The organism is Pandoraea sp. CB10b_02 (assembly GCF_002216225.1).
Classification (GTDB): Bacteria; Pseudomonadota; Gammaproteobacteria; order Burkholderiales; family Burkholderiaceae; genus Pandoraea; species Pandoraea nosoerga.
Window position 1 is genome coordinate 19,243 of sequence record NZ_NJGW02000003.1, and the last position, 25,121, is coordinate 44,363.

The 25,121-nt window shown below is 67.2% G+C and carries 20 protein-coding genes and 1 tRNA gene; 8 read left to right on the plus strand and 13 right to left on the minus strand.

The genetic code is table 11. The features are described 5' to 3' along the window. The first annotated feature begins 9 nt into the window (after positions 1-9). The gene (locus CDN36_RS03635; protein WP_287496147.1) at positions 10-1,500 is read left to right on the plus strand and encodes an efflux transporter outer membrane subunit; all 1,491 of its coding nucleotides are present in this window, start codon (positions 10-12) and stop codon (positions 1,498-1,500) included. A gap of 289 nt (positions 1,501-1,789) precedes the next feature. On the opposite strand, the gene CDN36_RS03640 is transcribed toward CDN36_RS03635, so the two are convergent. The 3 genes from CDN36_RS03640 to CDN36_RS03650 all read right to left on the minus strand — a co-directional run bounded on the left by CDN36_RS03640 (position 1,790) and on the right by CDN36_RS03650 (position 4,204). Beyond that, entirely contained in the window at positions 1,790-2,056 is a 267-nt protein-coding gene (locus CDN36_RS03640; protein ID WP_287496014.1) for a DUF4148 domain-containing protein, read from the minus strand. A gap of 322 nt (positions 2,057-2,378) precedes the next feature. Further along, positions 2,379-3,146 (minus strand): helix-turn-helix transcriptional regulator, encoded by a 768-nt coding sequence (locus tag CDN36_RS03645; protein WP_150556445.1) that lies wholly within the window; start codon positions 3,144-3,146, stop codon positions 2,379-2,381. A gap of 113 nt (positions 3,147-3,259) precedes the next feature. Beyond that, positions 3,260-4,204, minus strand: coding sequence for a LysR family transcriptional regulator (locus CDN36_RS03650; RefSeq protein ID WP_287496015.1), 945 nt, complete (start codon positions 4,202-4,204; stop codon positions 3,260-3,262). Positions 4,205-4,347: 143 nt separating this feature from the next. On the opposite strand from CDN36_RS03650, the gene CDN36_RS03655 reads away from it, so the two are divergent. Both CDN36_RS03655 and CDN36_RS03660 read left to right on the plus strand, forming a co-directional pair. Then, positions 4,348-5,562 carry an MFS transporter gene (locus CDN36_RS03655; protein ID WP_287496016.1) on the plus strand — a complete coding sequence of 405 codons (1,215 nt, stop codon included), beginning with the start codon at positions 4,348-4,350 and terminating at the stop codon, positions 5,560-5,562. Positions 5,563-5,673: 111 nt separating this feature from the next. Then, the gene (locus CDN36_RS03660) at positions 5,674-6,270 is read left to right on the plus strand and encodes a nitroreductase family protein (protein WP_287496017.1); all 597 of its coding nucleotides are present in this window, start codon (positions 5,674-5,676) and stop codon (positions 6,268-6,270) included. A gap of 142 nt (positions 6,271-6,412) precedes the next feature. Here the strand turns inward: CDN36_RS03660 and CDN36_RS03665 are convergent, their stop codons facing one another. Genes CDN36_RS03665 through CDN36_RS03675 form a run of 3 tightly spaced genes read right to left on the minus strand, consistent with a single transcriptional unit; the run spans position 6,413 to position 12,275 of the window. Continuing rightward, positions 6,413-7,900 carry an efflux transporter outer membrane subunit gene (locus tag CDN36_RS03665; RefSeq protein WP_150556441.1) on the minus strand — a complete coding sequence of 496 codons (1,488 nt, stop codon included), beginning with the start codon at positions 7,898-7,900 and terminating at the stop codon, positions 6,413-6,415. After that, positions 7,897-11,043, minus strand: a complete 3,147-nt coding sequence (locus tag CDN36_RS03670) for a multidrug efflux RND transporter permease subunit (RefSeq protein ID WP_150556440.1) — start codon at positions 11,041-11,043, stop codon at positions 7,897-7,899. The genes CDN36_RS03665 and CDN36_RS03670 overlap by 4 nt, the downstream gene beginning before the upstream one ends. A 2-nt stretch (positions 11,044-11,045) precedes the next feature. Further along, positions 11,046-12,275, minus strand: a complete 1,230-nt coding sequence (locus tag CDN36_RS03675; protein ID WP_287496018.1) for an efflux RND transporter periplasmic adaptor subunit — start codon at positions 12,273-12,275, stop codon at positions 11,046-11,048. Positions 12,276-12,579: 304 nt separating this feature from the next. Here CDN36_RS03675 and CDN36_RS03680 point away from each other — a divergent pair, with 304 nt between their 5' ends. Further along, positions 12,580-13,452: a LysR family transcriptional regulator gene (locus CDN36_RS03680; RefSeq protein WP_174966427.1), complete on the plus strand. Its 873-nt coding sequence runs from the start codon at positions 12,580-12,582 to the stop codon at positions 13,450-13,452. A 65-nt stretch (positions 13,453-13,517) separates the two neighbouring features. Here CDN36_RS03680 and CDN36_RS03685 read toward each other — a convergent pair whose 3' ends face one another. The 3 genes from CDN36_RS03685 to CDN36_RS03695 form a co-directional block, all read right to left on the minus strand. Next, on the minus strand, positions 13,518-15,095 hold the full coding sequence (locus CDN36_RS03685; RefSeq protein WP_150556438.1) for a DHA2 family efflux MFS transporter permease subunit: 1,578 nt from the start codon (positions 15,093-15,095) through the stop codon (positions 13,518-13,520). Continuing rightward, positions 15,092-16,261, minus strand: a complete 1,170-nt coding sequence (locus CDN36_RS03690; protein WP_287496019.1) for an HlyD family secretion protein — start codon at positions 16,259-16,261, stop codon at positions 15,092-15,094. Before CDN36_RS03690 ends, CDN36_RS03685 begins: the two co-directional genes overlap by 4 nt. A 117-nt stretch (positions 16,262-16,378) precedes the next feature. After that, a complete protein-coding gene (locus tag CDN36_RS03695) occupies positions 16,379-18,031 on the minus strand; it encodes an efflux transporter outer membrane subunit (RefSeq protein WP_287496020.1) in 1,653 nt (550 codons plus the stop codon). A 93-nt stretch (positions 18,032-18,124) separates the two neighbouring features. On the opposite strand from CDN36_RS03695, the gene CDN36_RS03700 reads away from it, so the two are divergent. From CDN36_RS03700 to CDN36_RS03710, 3 genes are all read left to right on the plus strand, one after another. After that, the gene (locus CDN36_RS03700; protein ID WP_150556435.1) at positions 18,125-18,907 is read left to right on the plus strand and encodes an AraC family transcriptional regulator; all 783 of its coding nucleotides are present in this window, start codon (positions 18,125-18,127) and stop codon (positions 18,905-18,907) included. Between the two features lie 188 nt (positions 18,908-19,095). Next, positions 19,096-20,019, plus strand: a complete 924-nt coding sequence (locus tag CDN36_RS03705; RefSeq protein WP_287496021.1) for a LysR family transcriptional regulator — start codon at positions 19,096-19,098, stop codon at positions 20,017-20,019. Positions 20,020-20,206: 187 nt separating this feature from the next. Further along, positions 20,207-20,686: a carboxymuconolactone decarboxylase family protein gene (locus CDN36_RS03710; protein ID WP_287496022.1), complete on the plus strand. Its 480-nt coding sequence runs from the start codon at positions 20,207-20,209 to the stop codon at positions 20,684-20,686. 7 nt (positions 20,687-20,693) lie between these two features. On the opposite strand, the gene CDN36_RS03715 is transcribed toward CDN36_RS03710, so the two are convergent. From CDN36_RS03715 to CDN36_RS03725, 3 genes are all read right to left on the minus strand, one after another. Further along, positions 20,694-21,701 (minus strand): LysR family transcriptional regulator, encoded by a 1,008-nt coding sequence (locus CDN36_RS03715; RefSeq protein WP_150556432.1) that lies wholly within the window; start codon positions 21,699-21,701, stop codon positions 20,694-20,696. Between the two features lie 152 nt (positions 21,702-21,853). Beyond that, positions 21,854-22,756 carry an RNA polymerase sigma-70 factor gene (locus CDN36_RS03720; protein WP_150556431.1) on the minus strand — a complete coding sequence of 301 codons (903 nt, stop codon included), beginning with the start codon at positions 22,754-22,756 and terminating at the stop codon, positions 21,854-21,856. A 219-nt stretch (positions 22,757-22,975) separates the two neighbouring features. Continuing rightward, positions 22,976-23,052 (minus strand) — tRNA-Arg (locus CDN36_RS03725). 258 nt (positions 23,053-23,310) lie between these two features. Here CDN36_RS03725 and rocD point away from each other — a divergent pair. Then, positions 23,311-24,516 carry an ornithine--oxo-acid transaminase gene (gene rocD / locus CDN36_RS03730; protein ID WP_287496023.1) on the plus strand — a complete coding sequence of 402 codons (1,206 nt, stop codon included), beginning with the start codon at positions 23,311-23,313 and terminating at the stop codon, positions 24,514-24,516. A 227-nt stretch (positions 24,517-24,743) separates the two neighbouring features. Here rocD and CDN36_RS03735 read toward each other — a convergent pair whose 3' ends face one another. Then, a complete protein-coding gene (locus tag CDN36_RS03735; protein WP_150556429.1) occupies positions 24,744-25,073 on the minus strand; it encodes a DMT family transporter in 330 nt (109 codons plus the stop codon). Between the last annotated feature and the right edge of the window lie 48 nt (positions 25,074-25,121).

Consider the following 25,121-nt stretch of genomic DNA (forward strand, 5'->3'; position numbering starts at 1 on the left):
CTGTTCCTGATGAGCGCCGTGGCCAGCGCCGCGGCGCTGGTCGCCGGGTGCACGACCGTCGGCCCGGACTACCATCTGCCCGAGGCGTCCATCATGCGTTCGCCCGAGGCGAACGGGCCGCTCGTCGACGGTTCCCAACGCGCGGTCTCCGCCGCCGCCGTGCCCGACGACTGGTGGCAAAGCTATGACGACCCGCAGCTCGATGCGCTCGTGAAGCAGGCGCTCGCTGCCAACATGAACGTGCGCGTGGCGCTGGCCAATGTGCGGCGCGCCATCGCGACATATCACGAGGTCGAGTCGGAGAACCTGCCGCAGGGCGGCGTGGAAGCCAATGCCGCGCGCGCGCAGCTCTCCGGCGAGAGTTTCCTGAAGGAAGAGAAGCTGCCGGTGATCAATCTGGCCGCCGCCGCATTGTCGGTCTCGTACCAGATCGACTTCTTCGGCAAGCTCGCGCGCGCGGACGAAGCCGCGCTGGCGGCCGCCGAAGCGAGCCAGGCTGCGCTCGACGTGGCCCGCGTGAGTGTGGCGGCCGAGACCGTGCGGGCATACGTGCAAAGCTGCGCCGCCAATCACGAATACGACATCGCCAACGAGCAGCTCAGGCTTCAGGAAAAGAGCGTGGCCATTACGCGCAAGCTCGTCGACGCGGGCCGCGATCAGCCGACCGATCTGCTGCGCGCGCAGGCGCAGGCCGACACGCTGCGCGCCGCCCTGCCGCGCTTTCAGGCGCAGCACGAAGCCGCGGCCTATCGGCTCGCGGTAATGCTGGGCAAGGTGCCCGGCACGCTCGACGCGAGCGCCACGCAATGCCGCCGGATCCCGCAACTGCGCCAGCCGCTTCCCGTCGGTGATGGCACTGCGCTGCTCAAGCGCCGCCCCGACATACGCCAGGCCGAGCGCGAACTCGCCGCGGCAACGGCGAAGATTGGCGTGGCGACGGCCGACCTGTACCCGTCGATTCGCATCGGCGCCTCGGTCGGTGCGAGCGGCGTGCTGGAGCACTTCGGTCAGGCTCGCACGGAACAATGGAGCGTGGGGCCGATGATCACCTGGTCGCTGCCGACCAACGGCGTGCGCGCTCACATCAAAGGCATGGAAGCCGGGGCCGACGCCGCGCTCGCGCATTTCGACGGCGTGGTGCTCAAGGCGCTCCAGGAGACGCAAACGTCACTGTCCGCCTATACGCGAGCGCTGGAGCGCGACGCCGCGCTGCGCGATGCGCGCGACAAGTCGCGCGCCGCGGCACAACAGAACCAAAAGCTGTATCGCGCAGGCCGGGCGCCGTATCTGACGAGTCTCGACGCCGAACGCACGCACGCGAGCGCGGAAGCCGCGCTGGCCGCCTCGCAGACACAGGTCGCGATGGATCAGATCAATCTCTTCCTCGCGCTGGGCGGCGGCTGGCAATCGGGCGCCGCGAGCGACAAGGCGTCGTTCGTCCCAACGGGCGCCGCGCAGCATGCGCCGCCCGAGGCCGGAAGGTCCGATAGGGCCCGATAGAGCCCGATAGAGCCAATAGGGCCGGTGGAGCCGCTCAAACCGCGGCTCGCTGAAATTGGAAGACGGGGTCCGCGGCGGCGCGAGTCGTGAAGGCGCCGCGCCTGCGGAAACACACAAGCCCCGTCGGGACGCGATCCTCGGGCGGGGCTGTGGTAAGTGACGCGCGACAGGCGTCGGTAAAGCGGGACTCGGTGGTGTAGGCGGCTCCGTCAGCAGATCGGGCGAGCCGTCGGGAAGTCGGGTGCTGTGGGTGCTGCGTCGATAGCCCTGAGGCCATCGTCGCGGCGACTCAGTTGGCGCTCGGCGCCTGCGGCGCTGCGCCGCGCTGCATTGCTTCGATTTCGGCCGTGCGCTTTTGCAATTGCACCGATTGCTCGAAGGTATACGGGAAGTTGAACTCCGTCACCGGCGAGAGGCCGAGCTCACGCGCCGCTTGCAGCTCGGCGCGCACATGCTCGCGGCTCACGCCGCTCGTTTGCGAATCAGCCGCGAATGCCGAGCCGGCAGCCATCGTCAGGCCGACGAGCGCAACGGCGCTCAACAGGTTCTTTTTCATGGAAAACTCCTTTTGTCGTTTATGTGTCGCCAGAAGGCGCCGAAACCGGCAGATTTCGATTTCGCGCCCTGAGTAAATTATAGTTTTCCCTTAGTTTTGAACCAGACCGAATGCGGCAACACACTGTTTCGGAAAGTCGTGAAATCGGCCGGAGATCGCGCCCACGCAGCGTCGGAATATGGGGGCGAATGGCCCTGAATGGCCCTGAATGGCCCGGAAGGGCTCGGAACGGCGGAAACAGCAGAAACGGCAGGGGCAAGCGCGGCGGGCGCGCCCGCGCTTATGGATTCGCAAGCGCAATCAACAGGGCGTCAGTACCGGATCACGGGGAAATCAGTCCTGTGCTGATGGCCGCCGCAATGGCCTGATGCCGATTCACGGCGCCGAGCTTGCGCTTGGCGTTATTGATGTGAAACGTCACGGTATGCTCGGAAATCTTCAGGATCAAACCGATCTCCCACGCCGTCTTGCCGCGCGCGGCCCACAACAGGCTCTCGAGCTCGCGAGGACTGAGCTTGCCGGCACTGCGGCTTGCGACCCATTGCATGTCGAGTTGCTGAATCGCCTGATGAAAATACACGGCGCTCAGATAGATCTCGCCCAGCATTCGCGTTTCATGCTCGGCCGATTCCTCGGGAGACTTCCCCGTCGCGGCACAGAAGATCGCGCGCTCGCCTGCCGCCCCGTAGATCGGAATCGACACGCCACTGGCCAGTCCATGGGCGCGGGCGTCGGCGAAGATGGGATGCGGCCGCTTCTGCGCCAGAAACGTTCGCCAGCGAATGGGCAACGGCGACAGATTGGCCGCCACCAATACCGGATCGTGGTCGGCATATCCGGCGCTTTGATAGCGCTCGATCCATGACGCCGGATACGTCGTGAAGATGTGGCGGCTCGGCATTCCCTGCGCCGTAATGCGCTGGTCGTCGATCTGAAACGCCGCGGCCTCACGTTCGCGTCTCGGCAACAAGGGGGCGTAAAACAGCGCGTCGTATCCGAGCGTCTGCGTCAAATTCCGGAACTCGGCGTCCAGCGCTTCGACCGAGCGGGCATTGAGCAGCCCCTCATATCGGTAAAGATTGTGATGCATTGCGAGTTGCACTTTCTTGTTGATTGCCGATGGAAGGCCGTTATCCGCGCATTGTAGTCCTAGCTTTACGTTTTGCGGACAGTAATTTCTGCCGATGGAACAGCGCCTTGCATTCACGTGGACTGCCAATCATTTGCGCGGCGAGTGCCCGGATTCGGAAGGCTCGTCCCGCCTCGGCCCAACGCCTCGAGCGCCGTGAGCACCTTGCGCAGTCCCGGCGTCAGCGGCTTGTCCTGACGGACGACCACTGCCAGCGTGCGCGAGAGCGCCGGGGCCAACGTGCAGACGCGCAGACCTCGCCGGTGGTGCGCCGCGCTCACCGACATGCGGGGCACGATGCTGCAGCCCAGCCCTGCCGCGACCATTTCCTTGATCGCCTCGATGCTGCCCAGCGCCATGACGGGACGCACGCGCAATCCTGCCTGGAGAAACCACTCGTCGATCAGAAGCCGCGTACTGCTGCCCGACTCGAACGCCACCATGGGCGCGGCAGCCAGCCCGGGCGGCGTGAGTTCGTCGGCCCAATGCGTATCGCTCGCCGGCGCAATCGCGACGAACGCATCCTGCAGCACGGGCGTGATGTGCAGGCTGCGTCCGGCAGCCGGCAGCGTCACAAGCCCGACGTCCAGTCGGTTTTCCGTCACCGCCGCGACGACGTCGTCTGTGTTGCCGGTGCTCACCCGAATATCGAGCGCGGGGTAGCGGCGGCGCATGGTGCGCAGCATTGGCGGCAGCAAATGGATGCATGCCGTGGCGCCGGTGCCGATGGCGATTTCGCCCGCAACGCCCTGCGCATGCGTGCAGAGCGCCTGCATGGCGTCCTCGACGGCGGCGTCGATGCGCACCGCGTGCTCGAGCAGCGCCGAACCCGCCGGCGTGGGCTTGAGCCGCTTGCCCACGCGCTCGATCAGGCGCACGTTCAGGCGCTGCTCCAATTGGCGCACCTGCAGACTCACGGCGGGCTGGGACAAGCCGAGCCGCGCGGCAGCCGCCGAAAAGCTGCCCGCATCGACAACCTCGGTAAACGTCTGCAACTGGTCCAGATTCAGACGCCTCATCTCAAAGTTTTCCTTATGAACGCGATAAGATGCCAAGACTTTACCAAGAGATGCGGCCGGCGCACCATGCACGCTCCCGTTCCGTCATCGCGTCTCGCCCCGGCCCGGCCGCACGGCGCCGCCCCTGGCGCCGCTCCCCGTACATGTCCACACTCCGCACCAGCCTCACGCTTGGCCTCGCGCAACTGATCAACTGGGGCGTGAGCTTCTATCTGCCCGGGGCCTACGCCTGGCGCATCGTTCACTCGACCGGCTGGCCGCCGTCGTGGGTCTTCGCCGGCCCGTCGCTGGCCATGCTCGTCATGGCTGCCATCTCCCCCCTCTCCGGCCAGTGGCTCGATCGCATGGGCGGGCGGCGCGTCATGTGCACCGGCACGCTGCTCTGTTCGGCGGGGTGCGCGCTGCTCGCAACGAGCACGACGCTCGCGCAGTGCTATGCGGCGTGGGGCCTGCTCGGCGTCGGGATGCGGCTATCGCTCTACGACGCCGCTTTCGCCACGCTGGCGTCGCTCTATGGCGGCGCGGCACGCCGGCCGATGACGCAGATCACGCTCATGGGCGGGCTGGCCACGACCGTCTTCTGGCCGCTCGGCAACTGGCTTGGCGACACATGGGGATGGCGCGCGGGCGTGCTCGTCTATGGCGCCTTCAGCCTGCTGGCATGGGCACTGTTGCGCACGCTGCCGCCCACCCCGCCGAAGGCGCCGAAGACACCGTGTACGCTGAAAACCGCGACGACGGCGGCGACGGCGGCGAAGACGCCGAACACGCCGAACACGCCGAACACGCCGCAGGCGCCCGCACGACTCTACGGCGCGACCATGGCCCTCGTGTCCATCCTGTCGTCCGGGCTCGCCGCGCACCTGACGGCATGGCTCGGGGCGCAGGGCCTGCCGGTCACGCTGGCCGCGCTGTGGGGACTGGGACAAGTGTGCGCTCGCACGCTCGAATGGCTGCAGCCGCGCCAGGCCAGTGCGATCCGGCTCAATGTCGTGGTGGGATGCGGTTTGCCGCTGTGCTTCGGGCTGGCCCTTGCCGGCATGTCGTCGCCGCTGGCCGCCGGCATCTTCATCTTCGCTTACGGCGCGCTCAATGGCCTGGCAACGCTGCTGCGCGCCAGCCTGCCGCTGGAGCTCTTCCCGCACGACGCCTATGCCCGCGCGCTCGGCACGCTGCTCACGCCGGCGTTCGCCGTGTCGGCCGTCGCACCGTGGGGCTATTCGCTTGCGCGCCAACAGTGGGGCGACACGGCGATTCTGTGGGTTTCGCTCGGCGTGGGCGTACTCATTGCGGCTGCCTCGCTCGCGCTGCAGCGCCTGGCGCGGCGGGCGCCCGAAGGCGCGCATGACGGGCAGTGATATAAGCACGTGCCGCGATATTGGTTGGGCGTGCCTTGCCGGCACGGTATCCTGGCGGCCCGAGCACCATTGCCCGACACATTGACGTTCCCTATTGCACGAGACATCCGCATGACCGATACCACCGCACGCCAGGCCGATCATCCGATCGACCCGCAGTTCATCGCCCGCTGGTCGCCGCGCGCGTTCACCGACGAAACGCTGCCCGAGGCCACCTTGCTGTCGTTCTTCGAAGCGGCGCGCTGGGCGCCGTCGGCCTACAACGCGCAACCGTGGCGCTTCGTGTATGCGCGCCGCGGCACGCCGCACTGGGAGCCGTTCCTCGGCTTTCTCAACGAATTCAACCAAAGCTGGGCGAAACACGCGGCCGCCATCGTGATCGTGATCTCGAAGGCGACGCTCAAGCCGCCGGGCGCCGATCAGGAAGCCCCCTCGCCGACGCACGCGTTCGACACGGGCGCCGCGTGGGGCTATCTGGCGCTGCAGGCCTCGCTCGCGGGCTGGGCCACGCATGCCATGGCCGGCATCGAGCACGACAAGATCCGCGACGCGCTCGATCTGCCGCCGAAGTACACGATCGAAGCCGCCATCCCCATCGGCCGCCCCGGCGACCCCGCAACGCTGCCCGACGGCCTGCGTTCGCGTGAAGCGCCGAGTCCGCGCGAGCCGCTCCCGAAGATCGCCGCGGAAGGCCGCTTCGCGTTCTGACGGCGAGAGGCCGTCCACGCGGCGGCATCGCCACGAGCCAACCCCCGCCGGGTCAACGCCCGGCGGGGGTTGGCGTTTCAGGAGGCGCGCGGCGCTTCCCGTGGGCCGACACGCCGCACGTATCGCGATGCGCCAGGTCGCGTCAAGTGGCGTCCGTCTGGCCCCGCCATCCCCCGCCGAGTGCGCGGTAGAGGGTGACATGGTTCACGAGCACCCGCTGCTTCACGTCGATCAGCTGCTGTGCGGCATGAAACTCACTGCGCTGCGCATCGAGCAATTCGAGATAGCTCGCCACGCCGTTGGCGTAACGACGCTGCGCCAGACGAAGGCGTTCGCGCTCGCCCTCCCACACGCGCCTTTGCGCCTGAAACTGGCGTGCGAGCTGCTGCTGCGCGACGAGCGCGTCGTCCACTTCGGCGAACGCCGTCTGAATGGTCTGCTCGTATGTCACCACAGCCATCTCCTTGCGAACATTCGCGAGATTCAGGCCCTGCACGTTACGGCCCCCCTCGAAGATCGGCACGGTAATCTGCGGCACGAACGACCACACGCCGGTGCCTGCGCTGAACAGATCGGCAAAGCGCGAACTGGCGGTGCCGATATCGGTCGTGAGCTTGATCGACGGGAAGAATGCCGCGCGCGCCGCGCCGATATTGGCGTTCGCCGCGCGCAACTGCGCCTCCGCGCGACGAATGTCGGGGCGTCGCATCAGCAGCGACGACGGCAACCCCGCCGCCACCGGCGCCACGAAGGCGTCGTCGAGCCGGGCCGCGGCCACCGGCTTGGCGCCGACCTCGCCCGTGAGCAGCTGCAGCGCGTGCAGGATCTGGCTGCGCTGGCGCTCTCGCTCGGCGAGCGCCGCGCGGGCGACTTCTACCTGCGTGGTCTCCGTATTGAGATCGAGGTCGTCGACCAGCCCGCGCTCTGCCCGCAAGCGGATGACGCGTATGCCCTCCTCGCGCGCGGCCAGCACTTCACGCGCATACGAGATCTGCTCGTTGATGGCGACGAGCCCGATGTAGGACGTCGCCACCTCCGCGACCAGACTCACCTGCGCCGCGCGCTGCGCCTCCTCGCTCGCGAGGTATTGCTCCAGCGCCGCGTCGCGCAGGCTGCGCACACGCCCGAAGAAGTCCAGCTCGAACGCGCTCACGCCGACGGTCGCGCGCAGTTCGTTGGCGACATAGCCGCCGGGAGCGCTGCCGCGCCCGTCGAGCTGCGCGGCTGGACCGGACGTGCCAGACGAACCGGAGTAGCGCTGGCGCGAAAACGAACCACCTGCCTGCACGCTGGGCAGCAGGTTGGCTCCTTCGATGCCGTATAACGCACGCGCTTCCTGCACGCGCAGCGAGGCCAGTCGCAAATCGCGATTGCGCTCCAGTGCACGGCGAATGAGCGCCTGCAGCTCCGGATCGGTGAACACCTCGGCCCAGTCGGCGTCGGCCGCCAGCGGCTCGGCCAGCGCAAGATTCACGCCGCTTTGCGGCGCGCCCTCGAACGCCGTCGCAAACTTCGTCGGTATGGGCGCGGCCGGCCGCTCGTAGGTCGGCGCAAGCGTGCACGCACCCAGCGCGAAGACACTCGCGAGCGCCAACGTCATCCCGCGCAAGCGGGCTCGAAACATCGTCATACCTTCCCCTCGACGGCCGGCGCGGCATCGCCCGACGCGTCCCTATTGTCCGGACACGGCCGGCGAACGAAGCGGCCGACCAACACGAAGAACAGCGGCACCAGGAAGATCGCGAGCACGGTGGCCGTCACGATCCCGCCGAGCACGGCCACGCCGATGGCGCGCTGCGCCCCCGAGGCCGGCCCCGAAGCGATGGCGAGCGGCACCACGCCGAAGCCGAACGCAAGCGAGGTCATCACGATCGGGCGCAGGCGCAGGCGAGCTGCCTCCACGGCAGCGTCGAACCACGCCATACCCTGCTTCACCAGATCGTTGGCCACTTCCACGATCAGGATCGCGTTCTTCGCCGACAGGCCTATCGTGGCGATCAGGCCGACCTTGAAGTAGATGTCGTTGGGCATGCCCAGCAGACTGACGGCGCCAAGCGCGCCGATGACGCCAAGCGGCACCACCATGATCACCGCCGCCGGAATCGCCCAGCTTTCGTACAGCGCGGCGAGCGCGAGGAACACCACGAGTACCGACAACGCGAACAGCATCGGCGCCTGCGCGCCCGAGATGCGCTCCTCAAGCGACTGGCCGCTCCACTCATGGCCGATACCCTTGGGCAGATCCGCCATCAACTGCTCCATGCGCGCCATCGCCTCGCCGCTGCTGCGCCCCGGCGCGGATTCGCCCTGGATGGTGAACGACGGGTAGCCGTTATAGCGCTTGAGTTGCGGCGAGCCGAGCTTCCATTTGAGCGAGACGAAGGCCGAGAGCGGCACCATGTCGCCATCGGCGTTGCGCACCCGAAGGTTGCCGATGTTCTCGGGCGAGACGCGATGGCGACCGTCGGCCTGCACCAGCACGCGGCGGTTCTCCGAGCCGAGCATGAAGTCGCCGACGTAGTCGGAGCCGAACATGGTGGCGAGCGTGGTGTTCACTTCGTCCATGCCGACCTTGAGCGCTTCCATCTTGCGGCGGTCGATGCTCACGTCGATCTGCGGCACGTCGCCCTGACCGGCAAAGATCACGTTCCTGAGAACCGGATCCCCGGCGGCCTTCCGCAGCAGTTCGTCGCGCGCGGCGATCAGCGTTTCCTTGCCGACGCCGGCGCGGTCCTGCAGCCGCAGATTGAAACCGTTCGACGAACCGAGCTCCGGCAGCGCCGGGCTGTTCATCGCGATCATCATGCGATCGGGCTGGCCGCCGAACTTCTCGTTCACGCGATCGACGATCGCGTTCACGCCGTCATGCTTCGAAGTGCGCGTGTGCCAGTCCTTGAGCGTGACGTACAGCATGCCGCCGCCGGGCCCCGCACCGAACTCGTTCCATCCGCCCAGCACGAACACATGCTTGACCGGCTCGTTCTCCACCAGATATCGCTCGATGCGCTTGAGCGCGGTCATCGCCTCCGGCAAGGTGGCGCCCTGCGGCTCCGAGGCCATTACCATGAAGCTGCCCGTGTCTTCCTCGGGAATGAACGCCGAGGGCAGACGCATGAACGCCAGCGGCACCGCGATCAGCACCAGGCCATACACGACGAGCGCGCGCCACGGACGGCGCAGCGTGTTGCCGACCGTGCGCGTGTAACGCTGCGTGCCGAGCGCGAACGTGCGATTGAACCAGCCGAAGAAGCCGCGTTTGTCGTGATGATCATGCGCGATCGGGCGCAACAGCGTGGCGCATAGGGCCGGCGTGAGCGAGAGCGCCAGGAACGCCGAGAAACCGATCGACACGGCCAGCGTGATCGCGAACTGCCGGTAGATGTTGCCCACCGCGCCCGAGAAGAACGCCATGGGTACGAACACCGTGACCAGCACCACCGTAATACCGACGATGGCGCCGCTGATCTGCCGCATTGCCTTGACCGTGGCCGCATAGGGCGAGAGGCCCTCCTCCACCATGATTCGCTCGGTGTTCTCCACGACCACGATGGCGTCGTCCACCAGAATGCCGATGGCGAGCACCATGCCGAACATCGTGAGCGTGTTGATCGAATAGCCCAGTCCCAGCAGTACGCCGAACGTACCGAGCAGGGCGACCGGCACCACGAGCGTCGGGATGAGCGTGGCGCGCAGGTTCTGCATGAACAGATACATGACGAGGAACACGAGCACCACGGCTTCGAGCAGCGTCTTGATGACCTTCTCGATCGACACTTTCACGAACGACGCCGTCTCGTAGGGCAACTGGTATTCGACGCCCGCCGGGAACAGCGCGGCCTGCTCGTCCATCGTCTTGCGCACCGCCTTCATCACTTCCACGGCGTTCGAGCCGGCCGCGAGCTTGATGCCCATGGCCGTGGCGGGGCGCCCGTCGACGCGCGACGAGAAGTTGTAGTCCGACGCGCCGAGTTCCACGCGCGCGACGTCGCCCAATCGAATGGCCGAGCCGTCGGCGCGCACGCGCAACGGGATGTTGGCGAACTCCTCAGGCGTGGACAGGGCGCTGTCGGAGACCACGTTGGCGTTGATGGGAGCCGATGCGGGCGTGCCGCCCGCGCCCAGGTCGCCGACGGTCACGCGGGCGTTGTAGGCGCGCACCTTCGAGACGATGTCCGAGGCGGTGAGCTCGACGGCGACCAGTCTGGCGGGATCCGGCCAGATGCGAATGGCCTTCTCGGTGCCCCAGAACTGCACCTGCCCGACGCCGGGCACGCGTTTTAACTGGTTCATGACCTGCGAGGCGGCGATCTCGCCGAGATCGAACTCCCCGATGGCCGGGTTGCGCGACGAGAGCGTGACCACCATCTGCACGTTGTCCGCCGCGCGCTCGACCTTCACGCCGTAGCGGCGCACCACTTCGGGCAGACGCGACTCGACCGTCTTCAGACGGTTCTGCACTTCCACGGCTGCCAGATCGAGGCTGGTGCCCTGACGGAACGTCAGGTTGACGGACGACTCGCCGTTGCCGCTCGTCGCCGACGTGTACATGAGGCCCGGAGCGCCGTTCATCTGGCGCTCGATAATCGCCGTGACCGAGTCCTCGACGACCTTGGCCGACGCGCCCGGATAGGTGCTCCACACGCTCACCATCGGCGGGGCGATGTCCGGGTACTGCGCCACGGGCAGCGCCCGGATCGCGAGTACGCCGACCAGCGTGATCAACAGGGAGATCACCCAGGCGAAGACCGGGCGATCGATAAAGAAACGAGCCATTGTTATTGCGTCTCCGCTTTGGAGCCCGGGCCGGCGCGAGCGGGCTCGGCCGGCCGGTTGCCGGGTTGGGCGACGGCGTCGGCCTTGATCCTGACCTGCATGCCGTCGGAGAACTGCGCGACGTTTTGCACGATGACCTTCTCGCCGCCCTTGAGCCCTTCGGTCACGAGCCAGTCGTGGCCTTCGATGGCTTCGGCGCGCACCTGGGTGTCATGCACCTTGCCTTGTGCATCGACCACGCGCACGACAGCGCCTTCGGTCGTTCGGGTCAGCGCCTCGCGCGGCACGCGAACGACGTTCGGATTCACCGCCCCCTGCATGCGAACCTGCACGAACGCGCCGGGCAGCAGCACGCCGTCCGGGTTCGGCAGGAGCGCGCGCATGGCGATGGTGTCCGTGCCGGGATCGACCGCCAGATCGGTAAAGAGCAACTTGCCGGGCAGTGCGTACTCGCGCCCGTCGGGCAGCGTGACGTGTACCTTCGGGGCGGCCGCCTCGTTGCCGTGCCGCAGCTTGCCCGCGCGCAAGTCGCGCGTCATCGCATAGACCTCGGCGGCCGGCTGCGAGAAGTTCACGTAGATCGGGTCAATCTGCTCCACGCGCGTAAGCAACGTGGGGGAGTCGAGCCCCACGAGGGCGCCTTCGGTGACTTCCGCGCGACGCACGCGGCCGGCAATCGGTGCGACCACCCTGGTGTAGCCGAGATTGAGTTCCGCGCGACGGACTTCGGCGCGAGCGGCCAGCACTTCGGCCCGGGTACGCGCCTCGGCGGCACGGGCCTCGGCGTCCTCGCGCGCGCTGATGGCTCGCTCGTCGAGCAGTCCGCGATAACGCTCGATCTTGTCGCGAGCGGAGTCGTGTTCGGCCTGGGCCTTGGCGAGCGCACCGCGAGCGGCGTCGAGGGCGGCCGACAGCGGCTGCGGGTCGATGCGAAAGAGCACGTCACCCCGGGCCACCGTCTGTCCTTCCTGATAACGGCGCTCGAGGATGACGCCACCGGCGCGCGCGCGCACGTCGGCGCTGCGATAGGCCTCCAGACGCCCCGGCTGACGGGTGGTGATCGGCTCGGCGCGGCGCTCCACGGTGCGCACGACCGCCTCCGGCGCGGCATCGGCCTTCCCGTCCTTTGCGCGCTCGGAGCAGGCGGCAAGGACGAGCACACTGGCGACCAGACTGGCGGTCACACCCGTTAGCACCCCGAAGCGGGTTCGGTAATCGATATTCGATGACATGTATTAGCGTTGGATTGACAACATCCGGTCAGAGCGTCGGGTCGCGTTCGGTGCGCGACGACGACCTATGGCTGAGCCAGCGATGCGGGAACCGGGGAGTCCGCATCTCTCCGGGAGCGCCGTGGGTAGCAGGGTGCGCGTTGCGCGAAGGAGGTCTTTGCCCGAGACCGCCGCACCGGTGGGATCCGGTCGTCTGCTGCCTCGCCTATGCTGGCGTTTCAATTCGGCGTTTTATTTGGAGAAACGCGATTCTGACGCGAAATTCATGTTAGAAAAAGTTGGAACCTATCTATAAAATGAATGGATGAACTGGACCATAGAACAATTGCGCTACTTTGTGGCGGCGGCCGAGGAAGGCTCGATATCCGCTGCCGCCCGACGCCTCGGAAAAGCCCAGTCGGCGGTGAGCACGGCGATTTCGCTGCTCGAAGCCGATCTGGGTTTTGAGCTATTCGACCGAAGCCGCCGCAACGCCCGGCTGACCGACCAGGGCGAGGTGATGCTGCTCGAAGCGAAGGAGCTGCTGCGTCAGGCGGAAGGGTTGAATCACCGGGCGAACGCGCTGGCTTATGGCGAGCAGCCGCAGCTCTCGCTGGCGCTCGACGAGGCGCTGCCGTATCAGGCGGTGAGCGAGCTCGTGCGCGATCTGGCCTATCAATTCGCGTATCTGGAGCTCACACTGCTCAACGGTACGTCGACGGAAGTGGCGGAATACGTGGAAAAGCAGCGCGCGGACATCGGCTTTCATGTGGACCGCGGACCGATCTCGTCGGCGTTCGGACAGAAGTACGTCGGCTCCGCCGTGCAGGGTGTGTTCGTGGCCGGCGACCATCCGCTGGCCTTTCGCGATCAGGTCACGCGCGGCGATCTGGCCAAGTACCGCCAGATTCTGCTGCAGATGGACGACATCACGCCGCTGCAACTGAGCCCGTCGATCTGGCGGGCGGACAGTTCATACGTGATCGCCAGCATGGTCGTGGACAAGCTGGGCTGGGCGGTGCTGCCGATCGATATTGCGGAGTACGAAGACCTGCACGAGCTTCGCTGTGACGACCTCGGACTGCCGCAGTTGCCGGTGCGCATGCTCTGGCGCTTCGGACGCGAACCAAACGATGTCATGCGGTGGTGCGAGGCTCGCTTTGCAGAGTTGCTGCGGGCGAGTTCGGAGCCGGGCTGATCCCTGGTTGCGCGTTTGCGCGAGCGGGGCCCCGGGGACGGTGCGCAGGCACCGCTCCCGGGCCGTCACGAGGCCGCCGCGGGTTTCGCCTTGGCGCGCAATAGCAAGGCCGCCGCCGTGCAGCCGAGCATGGCGACCCCGGCGATCAGGAACGTGTCGCTGTACGCCATGAAAAGCGCCTCGCGCATCACGCGCTGCTCGATGAGGCCGAGCGCGGCGTCGCGCGCCTGCGCGCCGGCTACGCCCATTTTTGCCATCCAGTGCTCCATGGCGTGCATCCGGTCACGAAATGCGTCCGCATACGGCGTCACTGCCTCGCCGATGCGCATGGCGTGGAGCTTCTGGCGCTCCACGACGATCTGGCTGGCCACCGCAATACCGATGGCGCCGCCGACGTTGCGTACCATCGCGAACAGCCCCGAAGCCGAGCCGACCTGCGTCTTTTCGATGCCCGCTACGGCCATCACCGACAGCGCGACCACCACCAGCGACTGACCGACGCCGCGCACGATCAGCGAGGGCTCGATCACGTTGACGCCGGCGTCGATGTTGAGATGCACGTTCATGAGACACCCGGCCGCCACCAGCGCAAAGCCGGCGACGATCGTGGTGCGTGGCCCGATGCGGCGCATCAGCGGCGGGGTGAGGAAGGACATCACGAACTGCACCGCCCCGTATGGAATCATCGTCAGGCCAATGTCGCGCGCGCTGAAGCCGTGCAGCTCCGCGAAATAATTCGGTACCAGAAACACCACGCCGAACACCACGGCGCCGAACAGGAACTGCATGAGGCTCGCCACACCGAAGTTGTAGCGCGCAAGCAGGCGCAGGTTGATGAAGGGCTCGGCGCGGCGCCACTGCGTCCAGGCAAATGCCGCCAGGCCGATGGCGGCGACGATCGACAGTTGCACGATTTCCGTCGAGGCGAACCAGTCCTTTCGCCCGCCTTCTTCCAGCACGATCTGCAGCGCGCTCAGCCCGATGGCCATCGCGCCGATGCCGAACCAGTCGGCGCGCTTGAACTGTTCCAGATGGACCGGCGTCGGCTTGATGGACCAGCCGATGGCGGCGAGCAGTACGACGCCGGGCGGAATCTGGAGATAAAAGATCCAGCGCCACGAGTACATTTGCGTGAGCCATCCGCCCAGCGACGGCCCCGCGGCCTGCGCCACGTTGTTTGCCACGGCGAAGAGCGCCATCCCGAGTGGGTGCCGGGATGGCGGCAGCTCCGAGACGATCAGTTGAAACGACAACGGAATCAGCACCCCGCCGAACGCGCCCTGCAGGGCCCGGGCCACGATCATGGTCGAGATGTCCGGAGCGAGCGAGCATGCCAGCGAGAACACCAGAAAGCCCGCGGTTCCGACCAGCAGCACGCGCCGTGCGGAAAACACCTGGACGAGCCAGCCCGTGAGCGGGATCACGATGATCTCCGCGACAAGATACGCTGTCGTGATCCACGACCCTTCCTCAAAGCTCGCCCCGAGCGAGCCTCGGATGTCGGGCAGCGAGGCATTGGTCACATGCACGTTCATGCCGGCCATGAAGCAGCCGAACACGCCGCCGAGCACGGCGACCCACGCGCGCAGCGAAACGCCGTCGGATTCGCGGGCGTGGGCGGGCGAGGAAGCCGCGGTGCTCATTGGCTTGCCTCCCGCGCTCCCTCGCGCCCATCGCCCCCATCGCCCCCATCGTTCCCATCGCGCCGATTGCGCGTATCGACCTGCGCGATCACCGACATTCCCGGGCGCAGTACGGGCCCGCGATCCGGCGCATGGTCGATGCGGATCTTGACCGGGATACGCTGTACGATCTTGGTGAAGTTGCCCGTCGCGTTATCCGGCGGCAGCAGCGCGAACTGGGCGCCCGAGCCGGGCGAGAAGCTGCTGACCGTGCCGCGCAGCGAGTGCTCGGGGTAGGCGTCGATATCCACGCTCACCGGCTGGCCCTGGCGCATTCGGCGCACCTGGGTTTCCTTGAAGTTGGCGATCACGTAGACGTCCGCGAGCGGCACCAAGGCGAGCAGCGGGTCGCCCGCCTCGACGTACTGTCCGACGCGCACGCTGCGCTGCCCGACGACGCCGTCGCTCGCCGCTCGCACCACGGTGTGCGAGAGCGTGAGCTCAGCCTGCGTAAGCGCCGCCTGCGCTGCCGCGAGCCGGGCGTTCGCCTGCGCGATGGTGGCCTTGCTCTGCTCGCGCCGGCGCTGCAGCACCGTCAACTGTTCGCACTGGGCCTGACTTGCCGCCTTCGCGTGCACCAGCGACGCGCTTGCTTGCAGCGCCTGGGCTTCGGCCTGCTCGAAGCGCTGGCGGCTCGCCGCCCCGTCGCCCAGTAGCGCGCGATAGCGTTGCGCGTCTGCGGTGTGCCGGGCGTATTGCGCCTGCGCGCCATCCACGTCGGCTTGCGCCTGTGCAATGAGACTGCGTTGGCGGACCCATTCGGCGTCGAGTGTCGCGGCCGCATCGATCTGCACCTGCACGTCCGCGGCCGCGGACTGCACCGTCGCCTTCGCGTGCAGGACGCCGGCCCGGGCGTCGCGATCGTCGAGCCGCACCAGCACGTCGCCCACCCGCACGTGCTGATTGTCGTCGACTTCGACACGACTGACGTATCCTGCGATTCGCGGGCTGACACGCGTGACATCGGCTCGAACGTAAGCGTCGTCGGTGCTCTCGATGAAGCGGCCGACGAGCCACCAGTGGCCAGCAGCGGCGATAGCGGCCACGCTCAGCGCGACGCCCGCGGCGACCATCCACGTCTTGCGACTCGCAAAGCGCAGCCGGCTCGGCAAGGCAACAGTACTCATAACAATCTCTCGTCAGATAACGGAAAGGAATGCGACGCCGCGCAACCGTGCACAGCGACGCGTGTTGAGGCGCAACCGCGGACAGCCGCGCGATGAACTGCGCCGCACCGGCGTGCGTCAGCGGGCGGCTGTCCTGTGGGATAGGGTTTCGTCGCGTGCGACCGAAGGCTCGACGGACGTATCGAGCGGCGAAGCCCATGCGGCCGATGAGACCGAGGGGGCGGATGGGGCCAATGAGGCAGAAGAGCCGGAAGAGGCAGCCGAGGCGTCGGCGCGCCGCCATCCGCCGCCCAGCGCCTTGAATAGCGTGACCTGGTCGATTCCGATCTGCAGGGCGCTACGGGCGAGCGCGGCGTCGGCGTGCGCAAGCGAGCGCTGCGCGTCCAGCAGGTCGAGAAAGTCGGCGGCACCCGCCTGGTAACTGCGCTCCGCCAGCACGAGCGCGCGTTGATGATTGGCGCGCGACGCTTCGAGCGAGCGGCCCCTCGACCAGTCGGCGCCGTAGTGCGCCAGCGCCTGCTCGGTCTCCTTCACCGCGACGAGCAAGCGTCCCTCAAAAGCCGCCAGGGCCGCATCGCCGTCGGCACTCGCCGCTCGCAACCGCGCCCGCGCGGCGCTCAGGTTCGGGAATTGCCACTGGATCAGCGGCCCGACGCCCCAGCTCACCGCGTAGCGATCACCAAGCGACGACAGGCGGTTGTCGCTCGAGAGCCAGTCGACGGAGCCGCCGAGCGTGATGCGCGGATACAGATCCGCCGTGGCGACGCCCACCCGAGCCGTAGCCGACGCGAGGCGCCGCTCGAGCGCGCGCAGATCCGGGCGGCGCTGCAACAGTTGTGCGCCGTCGCCCACGGGAAACGGTTGCGCCAGCGTCGGCACCGTCCGGCATTGCGCGGTCTCGCGCGGCAGTTCGGCCGGCGCGCGCCCGGTCAGCACAGCAAGTTCGTAGAGCGCCGACTGCCGATCGCCCTCGAGCGCGGGCAGGCTGGCTCGCGTGTCCTCGACGAACGCCTCGGAGCGCGTGACTTCGAGGTCCGAAACGAGCCCGTCCGCCTGTTGTCGACGCGTGAGATCGGCAATGCGCGTAGCAATGTCGAGCGTGCGCCGCGTCACGCGTGCCTGTTCGGCCAATCCGCAGACCCGCAGGTAGGCGGCAACGGTCTGTGCAACGACGCTTACTCGCATGGCATCGCGCTCGGCGGCCACGGCCTCGGCATCGGCGCCCGCCGCCGCGCCAAGACGGTCGACGCGCCCCCAGAGATCCACCTCCCAGGACAGCGCGAACGATGGCGCCCATCCCCATCGAGCCGACGGACTGTCGGTGCCGCGGCTCGCGGCGACGATCTGGTCGGGCGCCGGTTTGCCGTAGCGCGGTCCGAACGATGTGGACGTCTGCGGCAACCGTTGCGCCTCCTGTTCTCCGAACGCGGCGCGCGCGCGACGGATGTGTGCGGCCGCCACCGCGAGATCCCGGTTCTCGGTCAGGGCTCGCGCGACCAGCGCGTCGAGCACGGGATCGCGATAGAGCCGCCACCATTCGTCCGGCGGCGTCGCGGCACTCGTCGGCGCGGCGCTCTCGGTGACGAAGCCGCCCTGCAATGCTGCCGGCGGCTGCGGCGCGTGGTACGTCGGCCCGACGCCGCAGGCGCTCAGCGCGCAGACGGCAAAGACGACCGGCAAGCGCCGCCGGCGAGATGGCGTTCCCGGGTATTTCAGGCATTTCACGCGCTCCAGGCGGTCCGGGTGTTTCGGGCGTGTTGGATGAACCATGGCGGACTTGCTCGTCTGACAAATCAGGAAGTTCGATGGTATGGTGATGTGCCTGCACCAATCGAACGCAGACTGCACAATCATCGTCGCAAAATGGACAGTTTCATCAACGCCTTGCATGCCGGTGAGGCGAGCGCCCCTGTCGCCGTAGTCGCCACCGACTCCCCTTCGCGCACGGCCTACCCGACACACGCGCATCGTCACGGACAATTGATTCACGCCATCGCCGGCGTAATGATCGTGCGCACGGCCGCAGGCAACTGGGTCGTGCCCACGGGGCGCGCCGTGTGGGTGCCAGGCGGCACGGAGCATGCCATCGAAATGGCGGTCGACGTCGCCATGCGCACCGTGTTCGTGGCGCCCGGCACGCGCGCCACGCTGCCCGAGCGCTGTCGGGTCATCCCCGTAAGCCCACTGCTGCGCGAGCTGATCCTGACGGCGGACGAAGCAGGCGACCGACACTCGCGGCCCGAGGACGTCAATCGCGACGGCCGCGTGCTCGCCCTCATTCTCGACGAAATCGAACGCGCGCCCGAGCTGTCGCTGCATGTACCGATGCCGCATCATCCGGCGCTCGCGAGCCTGTGCACCGCCTTGCTGCGAGACCCTTGCGTGCCCGCGACGCTCGCCGAATGGTCAGCGCGCGCCCACATGAACGAGCGCACGTTCGCGCGCGCCTTCAAGCGGGAAACCGGCATGACGCATGGCGCCTGGTGCCGCCATGCCCGCGTGCTGCTCAGTTTGCCGAAGCTCGCGGCTGGCACGCCGATCCTGGCGCTCGCGCTCGAACTCGGCTACGACAGCCCTAGCGCCTTTGCGGCGATGTTTCGCAAGACGCTTGGCGTGCCGCCGAGCGAGTACTTCCGCGCGCGCTGAAGAAAGGCGAGGGAGGCAAAGAAGGAGACAGCGCACAACGAGGGCGAGGAGCGATGTCCGGATCGCGACGACGGTTGCGCACATCGCGCGCGCGAATCGCACGGGCTTTCCAATAGACTGAAGACCACGGCAATCCGCGGCGGGCGCCTGCGCCCGCCAATCTGCAACCGATGGACCTTCTTCGATGCATGCGCACGTTCGTCCTGCTCGTGGACGCGGGCAGCTTCGCCCGCACCGCGGAGCAACTGGACCAGACCCCGTCTCAGATCACCCGCGCGATTTCGTCGCTCGAGGCGCATCTCGGCATCCGGCTTTTGCACCGAACGACGCGCGCCATGTCGCTCACGCCGGCGGGCGAGCAGTATCTGCGTCGCACACGTGAAGTCATTGCGGCGATCGACCAAAGCGAGCGCGAAGCCAGGGGCACGGGCGTACACGCGCGTGGTCGGCTGCGCGTGCATTGCAGCGCGAGTATCGCGAACCGTCTGCTGATCCCGCTGGTGGAGCCGTTCGGGCGCGCGCATCCGGAAGTGGCGCTGGACCTGACGATCGGGCCGCGTGCGCCCGACCTCATCCGCGAACCCTTCGACGTGGCGTTCGTCGCGGCGCGCTCCCTGGCCGGCTCCGAGCTCGTCGGCATCGAACTCGGACGCATTCGCAACGTGCTGTGTGCCGCGCCCGAATACATTGCACGGCACGGAACGCCGGCGCAGCCGCCGGATCTCCTGCAACACCGGTGCCTGCAACTGATGGCCCCGGAATACGACGACAGCCTGTGGTGTTTCGGCGACGCCCGGGACGCGCCGCTGAAGATCGACCCGTTTCTCACGGTCGACACCTCGGCATCGCTCGTGATCGCAACGCGGCAAGGCACCGGTATCGCGCTGCTGCCATGGTTCGTCGTCGAGGATGATCTGGAGGACGGACGCCTCGTCGAACTTCTGCCGCAATTCCCCCCGGCGTCGCTCAGTCTCTACCTGCTGTATGCCTCGCGCCGGCACCTCGACGCAAAGATCCGCGCGTGGGTGGACTTCATCCGGCCGGCGATTCGACGCCGGCTCGCGCCGGAGGCAGACGCCATGCCGAGCACGCGCGAGCGGGCGCCCTCGTGAAATACCCCCACGGCGGCGGCTCTCGAGCCGGAGCCGGTGCGATCGAATTGTTGCCGTCGACGCAACACCATGGTCCCTCCACCGGCGCTTCCCTTGCGCCGCGGGCGATCCTACGATGGACGTGTCGTCCCAGTCTGCGACGCCGGTCCGTTCTGCCGGTTCGCGCCAACCCATCGAGGTCACCACCATGAGTCAACGTCTGAACGCCTTTGCGCAATCCCCCGAACTTTTCAAGAAGTACATCGAATTCAGCACGCTCGTGAAGTCGGGCGCCATCGAACCATCGATCCTGACGCTCGTCGAGATTCGTGCGTCGCAGATCAACGGTTGCGCCTTTTGCCTGGACATGCACGTGAAGGAAGCCAAAATCCACGGCGAAGGCGAGCTGCGCCTGCATCACATCGCGATCTGGCGCGAGTCCGACCAGTTCTCGGCACGCGAGCGCGCCTGCCTGGCGTGGACCGAAGCGCTCACCACGCTGGGCGTGCATGGCGTGCCCGACGACGTGTACGAGCACGTGCGCGCCGAACTGTCGGAGAAGGAAATCTCCGATCTGAGCTTCGCCATCATGGCGATCAATGGTTGGAATCGTCTGAACGTCGGCTTGCGCACGGTGCCGGGCTCGGCCGACAAGGCGTATGGGCTCGACAAGGCCAGGTTCGGCTAAGCGACGCCTACGCCCGCATCAACAGCGGGCGGTCCGATATCTGCAGGTCCAACGCACGAATGCGCTCGGTCATGTAGTCGATGAACACGCGCATTCGCGCGGGCAAATGCTCGCGGCTCAGGAAGCACAGGTAATGGCCGCGATCGTCGGGCGCATAGGGCGACAGGCATGCAACGAGCGCGCCGGCTCGCAAGTGATCGCACACCTGATAGGCGGCCATCTGCGCAATGCCGTGGCCGTCCAGCACCGATTGCAGCACCAGGTCGGCGTCGTTGAACGTGAGCGAGCCGGCCGGCGCGAATTTGCGCAATTGTCCGCCGAGGTTGAACTCCCACTCGTACACACGGCCCGACGCGAGCCGGAAGTTCACGCAATCGTGCCTGGAGAGCTCCTCCACGCTGTCCGGCAGGCCATGCCTTGCGGCGTAGGCCGGCGCGGCACACAACACCATCTGCATCGGAATCACTTTCTTGGCGATCACGCGGCTGTCTTCCATGCGCCCGTTGCGGAAAGAGACGTCGACACGGTCGGTCGTGAAGTCGGTAGGCCCGTCGTCGAGCAGCAATTCGATCGAGATATTCGGATGGATGTCGCGAAAGCCCCGCAGCAGCGGCGCCACGACCTTGCGGCCGAAGCCCACGGTCGAGCATACCCGCAATCGCCCCGACGGCGGGCCTTCGCGCAGCTCGCGCATGTCGTCGAGCGCCTGGACGATCCGTGCCACGCCCGGCTGGCATTGCTCGTAGAAACGCTGGCCCTCGACGGTGAGCGTGGTGCTGCGCGTGGTGCGCACGAAGAGCCGCGTGCCAAGTTGATCTTCGAGCTTCTGCACGCTGCGGCTGATCGCCGATCGGCCAATGCCGAGACGGTCGCCGGCCCGCGCGAAATTGCCTTCGGCGGCCACGGCGATAAAGGCCACGACGCCGGCGTAGCTCGTGGCAAAGCTGTCGGCCAGGGAGTCGGCTCGCCTGGCCGGCGCGGGTATGGCAGGCGGAATGAATAGCGGTGTGGACATGGTGGCAGATCCCCATTTCGTTGATCCTGCCCTTAAGACGGCCCGCCCCGGGAATCTGTGACATCGGACTCGAAAAAAATCCGCATTTGCGCTGAAAAGCCTTGCTCCAAGCCTCTCCCGGGTTGGCGGGGCAACGTGGCGCCGGCCCGGAATCAGTACCGCTGCGGGCGTCCGGATCCGGGCCCTGCAAGCGCCTGCGCGATCCGCGCGAGCTTGTCGGGATTGCGTTGCACGAGCACCCGGGTGAGCCGTTCACCGTCCGTCTCGTATGACTGCGCGGACTCGAGTTCGCCCGCGATGAAACGCAGCAACGCCCACTGCCCATTGATCTGCAGCACTTCGACGTGCAGGGCGTCACCATGGCGGCGCTTGCCTGCGTAGAACAGTTGCGCCAGACGCCTGCCGCCCACGAGGCGGCGGAAGCTGGGCACCTTGCCTCCGCCGTCGCCGATGAGTTCGGCGTCGTCGCTCAGCAAGGCGTGCAGGCCATGAAAGTCGCTACGCTGCATGGCCTGCGCAAAGGCGAGCAGCAGGCGGTGCAGCGTCGCCCGCGGCACTTGCTCGCGCGGCGTGCCCTCGCGCAGTTGCAGGCGGGCGCGCCGCACGAGTTGGCGGACGGCGGCCGGCGTCTTTTCCAGCGTGAGGGCGATGTCGTCGTAGTCGGCGTCGAAGACGTCACGCATGAGAAACGCGGCGCGAGCGTCCGGCGACAGGCGCTCCAGCGTGTACAGGAAAGCGACCGAGACGTCGTCCGCGAACTCATGGACCTGTTCCGGTGTGCTGGGCGCAGACATCAGCACCGGCTCCGGCAGCCAGACGCCCGTGTAGGTCTCGCGCTCTGCCTTGGCAGCACGCAGGCGGTCGATGGACAGGCGCGTGGTGACGGTAACGAGCCATGCCTCGGCATTCTCCACGGCGTGATGGTCGCTGCCGTGCCAGCGCAGCCATGCGTCCTGCACCACGTCCTCCGCTTCGGCGACCGTGCCGAGCATACGGTACGCAATCGCATGCAGACGCGGGCGGTGACGTTCGAAGAGGTCCACGGAGTCGGGCATGTCGGCGGCAACGCGAGGGATCGGAAAATGGCACCGGGGCAGCATGAGACGCGGCCCATTTTGCCGCACCCCCACGCTCACAACAAGCCTCGGGCTCGCCCCTGTGGGTCTGGACCGTTCGCGTTACGCCCCGGTGGGCCCGGCCGGCGCATGCGGCGGGCCCAATGCGCTAGGCGAATCGATCCATCGGATGGGCTGCACGGGATGGCCTGCACTGGATGGCCTGCCCAGAGGGATTCGAACCCCCGACCGTCGGCTTAGAAGGCCGATGCTCTATCCAACTGAGCTATGGGCAGTGCGTGACGGCAACGACCGGATGTCGCTGCCGGAGATGTCTCGGGAGAGCGATGCGCCAGCATTCTGCACCGCTGGTGCTTTCATGCCGTCACGCGCCAGTCATGCGTCAATCACGCGCCAATCATGCGCGCCGCGCCCGAGGAATCGGCGATTATAGCGCACGCGCATGCCAATTTCATTGGCGCGCCCTCAGGGAGTTGCCCTCTTGGCGCGCCCCGGCGTTCGCATCTAGACTGCAAGCGTGGAGGGCCGCGATCATGAACGAGATCGAACGCGAAGAACGATATGGCGCCCGCAACTACGCGCCGCTGCCCGTCGTGCTCTCGCACGGCAAGGGGGTCTGGGTGTGGGACGTCGACGGCACCCGCTACCTCGACATGATGAGCGCCTACTCCGCCGTCAGCCACGGTCACGCGCACCCCCGCCTCGTCGCCGCGCTCACTGCTCAGGCGCAGCGCCTCGCCGTGGTCTCCCGTGCTTTCTACTCCGACCGGCTCGGCGCCTTCCTCGAACGCCTCTGCGACCTCACCACGCTGGGCGGCGCACTGCCGATGAACACCGGCGCCGAAGCCGTGGAGACCGCCATCAAGGCCGCGCGCCGCTGGGGCTACAGCGTCAAACGCATTCCTGCCGGGCGGGCCGAGATCATTGTCGCCGAGGGCAATTTCCACGGGCGCACCACCACCATCGTCGGCTTCTCGTCCGAGCCCGCCTATCGGGCCGACTTCGGTCCGTTCGCCCACGGCTTCGTGCGCGTGCCTTTCGGCGACATCGACGCGGTACGCGCGGCCATCACGCCCAACACCTGCGCCGTGCTGTTCGAGACCATTCAGGGCGAAGGCGGCATCATCGTACCGCCCGGCGGCTTCCTGCGCGAACTCCGCCAGCTATGCACCGAACAGAACGTGCTCCTGCTGCTCGACGAAATCCAGTCAGGGCTCGGCCGCACCGGCAAGTGGTTTGCGTATCAGCACGAGAACATCGTGCCCGACGGTGTCATGCTCGGCAAGGCGCTTGGCGGCGGCCTGCTACCCGTGTCGGCCTTCGTGGCGCGACGCGACGTGATCGACCTGTTCGAACCCGGCAGCCATGGCTCGACGTTCGGCGGCAACGCGCTCGCGGCTGCCGTCGCCCTCGAAGCGCTCGACGTCATGGCCGACGAAGACCTGCCCGGGCGAAGTGCGGAAATGGGGGAGTATCTGCTCTCGCGCCTGCACGCGATCCACTCCCCCGTCATTCGGGAGGTGCGCGGACGCGGGCTATGGGCCGGCATCGAAATCGATCCATCCTTTGCCAGCGCACATGAACTGTCATTGCAGCTGCTGCGGCGCCACATTCTCGCCAAGGAGACGCGCACGACGGTGCTGCGACTCGCGCCGCCGCTCGTCATCGGGCGCAGCGAAATCGATCTTTGCATTGCCGCGCTCAAAGCAGTATTGGCCGAAGCCGAAGACCGCCCTTGAGTCGCCGCGGCGCCGCGCCACCATGGGCTCCACACGGGCTCCACACGGGCTCCACACGGGCTCCACATGGGCTCCACATGGGCTCCACATGAGGTCCACACGCGTTCCACACGCGCTCGGCACCTGCTCGATACGGCGCCGATCGGCGCATCGATGAAAGCGTTTCTTGCTGCACGTCGGCGCGCGAAGTCCGTGGCGCCCCCTTGCATCGGCGCACCGCGCCGGACTCAATGCGCCGCCGACTTCGAGCAGAGATTCATGACGAGCACGCCGGCGATGATGAGCGCCATGCCGAGCATGGCGGGCGCGTCGAGCTTCTGGCCGAACAGCACGCGCGCGGCGACCGAGATCAGCACGATGCCCAGGCCCGACCACATGGCATAGGCGACGCCCACGGGAATCGTGCGCAGCGTGAGCGACAACATGTAGAACGCCGAACCATAACCGGCCACGACGATCGCCACCGGCCCCACGCGCGTGAATCCTTCCGATGCCTTGAGCGCCGACGTGGCGATCACCTCCGCCACGATCGCGACCAGCAAGTACATGTACGCCATCCCCTCTCCTTTTGCCTGTGGACTCGCGAATCGCTCATCTTAACCGAC

What these genes read in the sequence shown, in the direction of transcription:
- CDN36_RS03635 (WP_287496147.1), top strand. Translation starts at nt 10, where the DNA reads ATGAGCGCCGTGGCCAGCGCCGCGGCGCTGGTCGCCGGGTGCACGACC.
- CDN36_RS03640 (WP_287496014.1), bottom strand. Translation starts at nt 2,056, where the DNA reads ATGAAAAAGAACCTGTTGAGCGCCGTTGCGCTCGTCGGCCTGACGATG.
- CDN36_RS03645 (WP_150556445.1), bottom strand. Translation starts at nt 3,146, where the DNA reads ATGCATCACAATCTTTACCGATATGAGGGGCTGCTCAATGCCCGCTCG.
- CDN36_RS03650 (WP_287496015.1), bottom strand. Translation starts at nt 4,204, where the DNA reads ATGAGGCGTCTGAATCTGGACCAGTTGCAGACGTTTACCGAGGTTGTC.
- CDN36_RS03655 (WP_287496016.1), top strand. Translation starts at nt 4,348, where the DNA reads ATGTCCACACTCCGCACCAGCCTCACGCTTGGCCTCGCGCAACTGATC.
- CDN36_RS03660 (WP_287496017.1), top strand. Translation starts at nt 5,674, where the DNA reads ATGACCGATACCACCGCACGCCAGGCCGATCATCCGATCGACCCGCAG.
- CDN36_RS03665 (WP_150556441.1), bottom strand. Translation starts at nt 7,900, where the DNA reads ATGACGATGTTTCGAGCCCGCTTGCGCGGGATGACGTTGGCGCTCGCG.
- CDN36_RS03670 (WP_150556440.1), bottom strand. Translation starts at nt 11,043, where the DNA reads ATGGCTCGTTTCTTTATCGATCGCCCGGTCTTCGCCTGGGTGATCTCC.
- CDN36_RS03675 (WP_287496018.1), bottom strand. Translation starts at nt 12,275, where the DNA reads ATGTCATCGAATATCGATTACCGAACCCGCTTCGGGGTGCTAACGGGT.
- CDN36_RS03680 (WP_174966427.1), top strand. Translation starts at nt 12,580, where the DNA reads ATGAACTGGACCATAGAACAATTGCGCTACTTTGTGGCGGCGGCCGAG.
- CDN36_RS03685 (WP_150556438.1), bottom strand. Translation starts at nt 15,095, where the DNA reads ATGAGCACCGCGGCTTCCTCGCCCGCCCACGCCCGCGAATCCGACGGC.
- CDN36_RS03690 (WP_287496019.1), bottom strand. Translation starts at nt 16,261, where the DNA reads ATGAGTACTGTTGCCTTGCCGAGCCGGCTGCGCTTTGCGAGTCGCAAG.
- CDN36_RS03695 (WP_287496020.1), bottom strand. Translation starts at nt 18,031, where the DNA reads ATGGTTCATCCAACACGCCCGAAACACCCGGACCGCCTGGAGCGCGTG.
- CDN36_RS03700 (WP_150556435.1), top strand. Translation starts at nt 18,125, where the DNA reads ATGGACAGTTTCATCAACGCCTTGCATGCCGGTGAGGCGAGCGCCCCT.
- CDN36_RS03705 (WP_287496021.1), top strand. Translation starts at nt 19,096, where the DNA reads ATGCGCACGTTCGTCCTGCTCGTGGACGCGGGCAGCTTCGCCCGCACC.
- CDN36_RS03710 (WP_287496022.1), top strand. Translation starts at nt 20,207, where the DNA reads ATGAGTCAACGTCTGAACGCCTTTGCGCAATCCCCCGAACTTTTCAAG.
- CDN36_RS03715 (WP_150556432.1), bottom strand. Translation starts at nt 21,701, where the DNA reads ATGTCCACACCGCTATTCATTCCGCCTGCCATACCCGCGCCGGCCAGG.
- CDN36_RS03720 (WP_150556431.1), bottom strand. Translation starts at nt 22,756, where the DNA reads ATGCCCGACTCCGTGGACCTCTTCGAACGTCACCGCCCGCGTCTGCAT.
- rocD (WP_287496023.1), top strand. Translation starts at nt 23,311, where the DNA reads ATGAACGAGATCGAACGCGAAGAACGATATGGCGCCCGCAACTACGCG.
- CDN36_RS03735 (WP_150556429.1), bottom strand. Translation starts at nt 25,073, where the DNA reads ATGGCGTACATGTACTTGCTGGTCGCGATCGTGGCGGAGGTGATCGCC.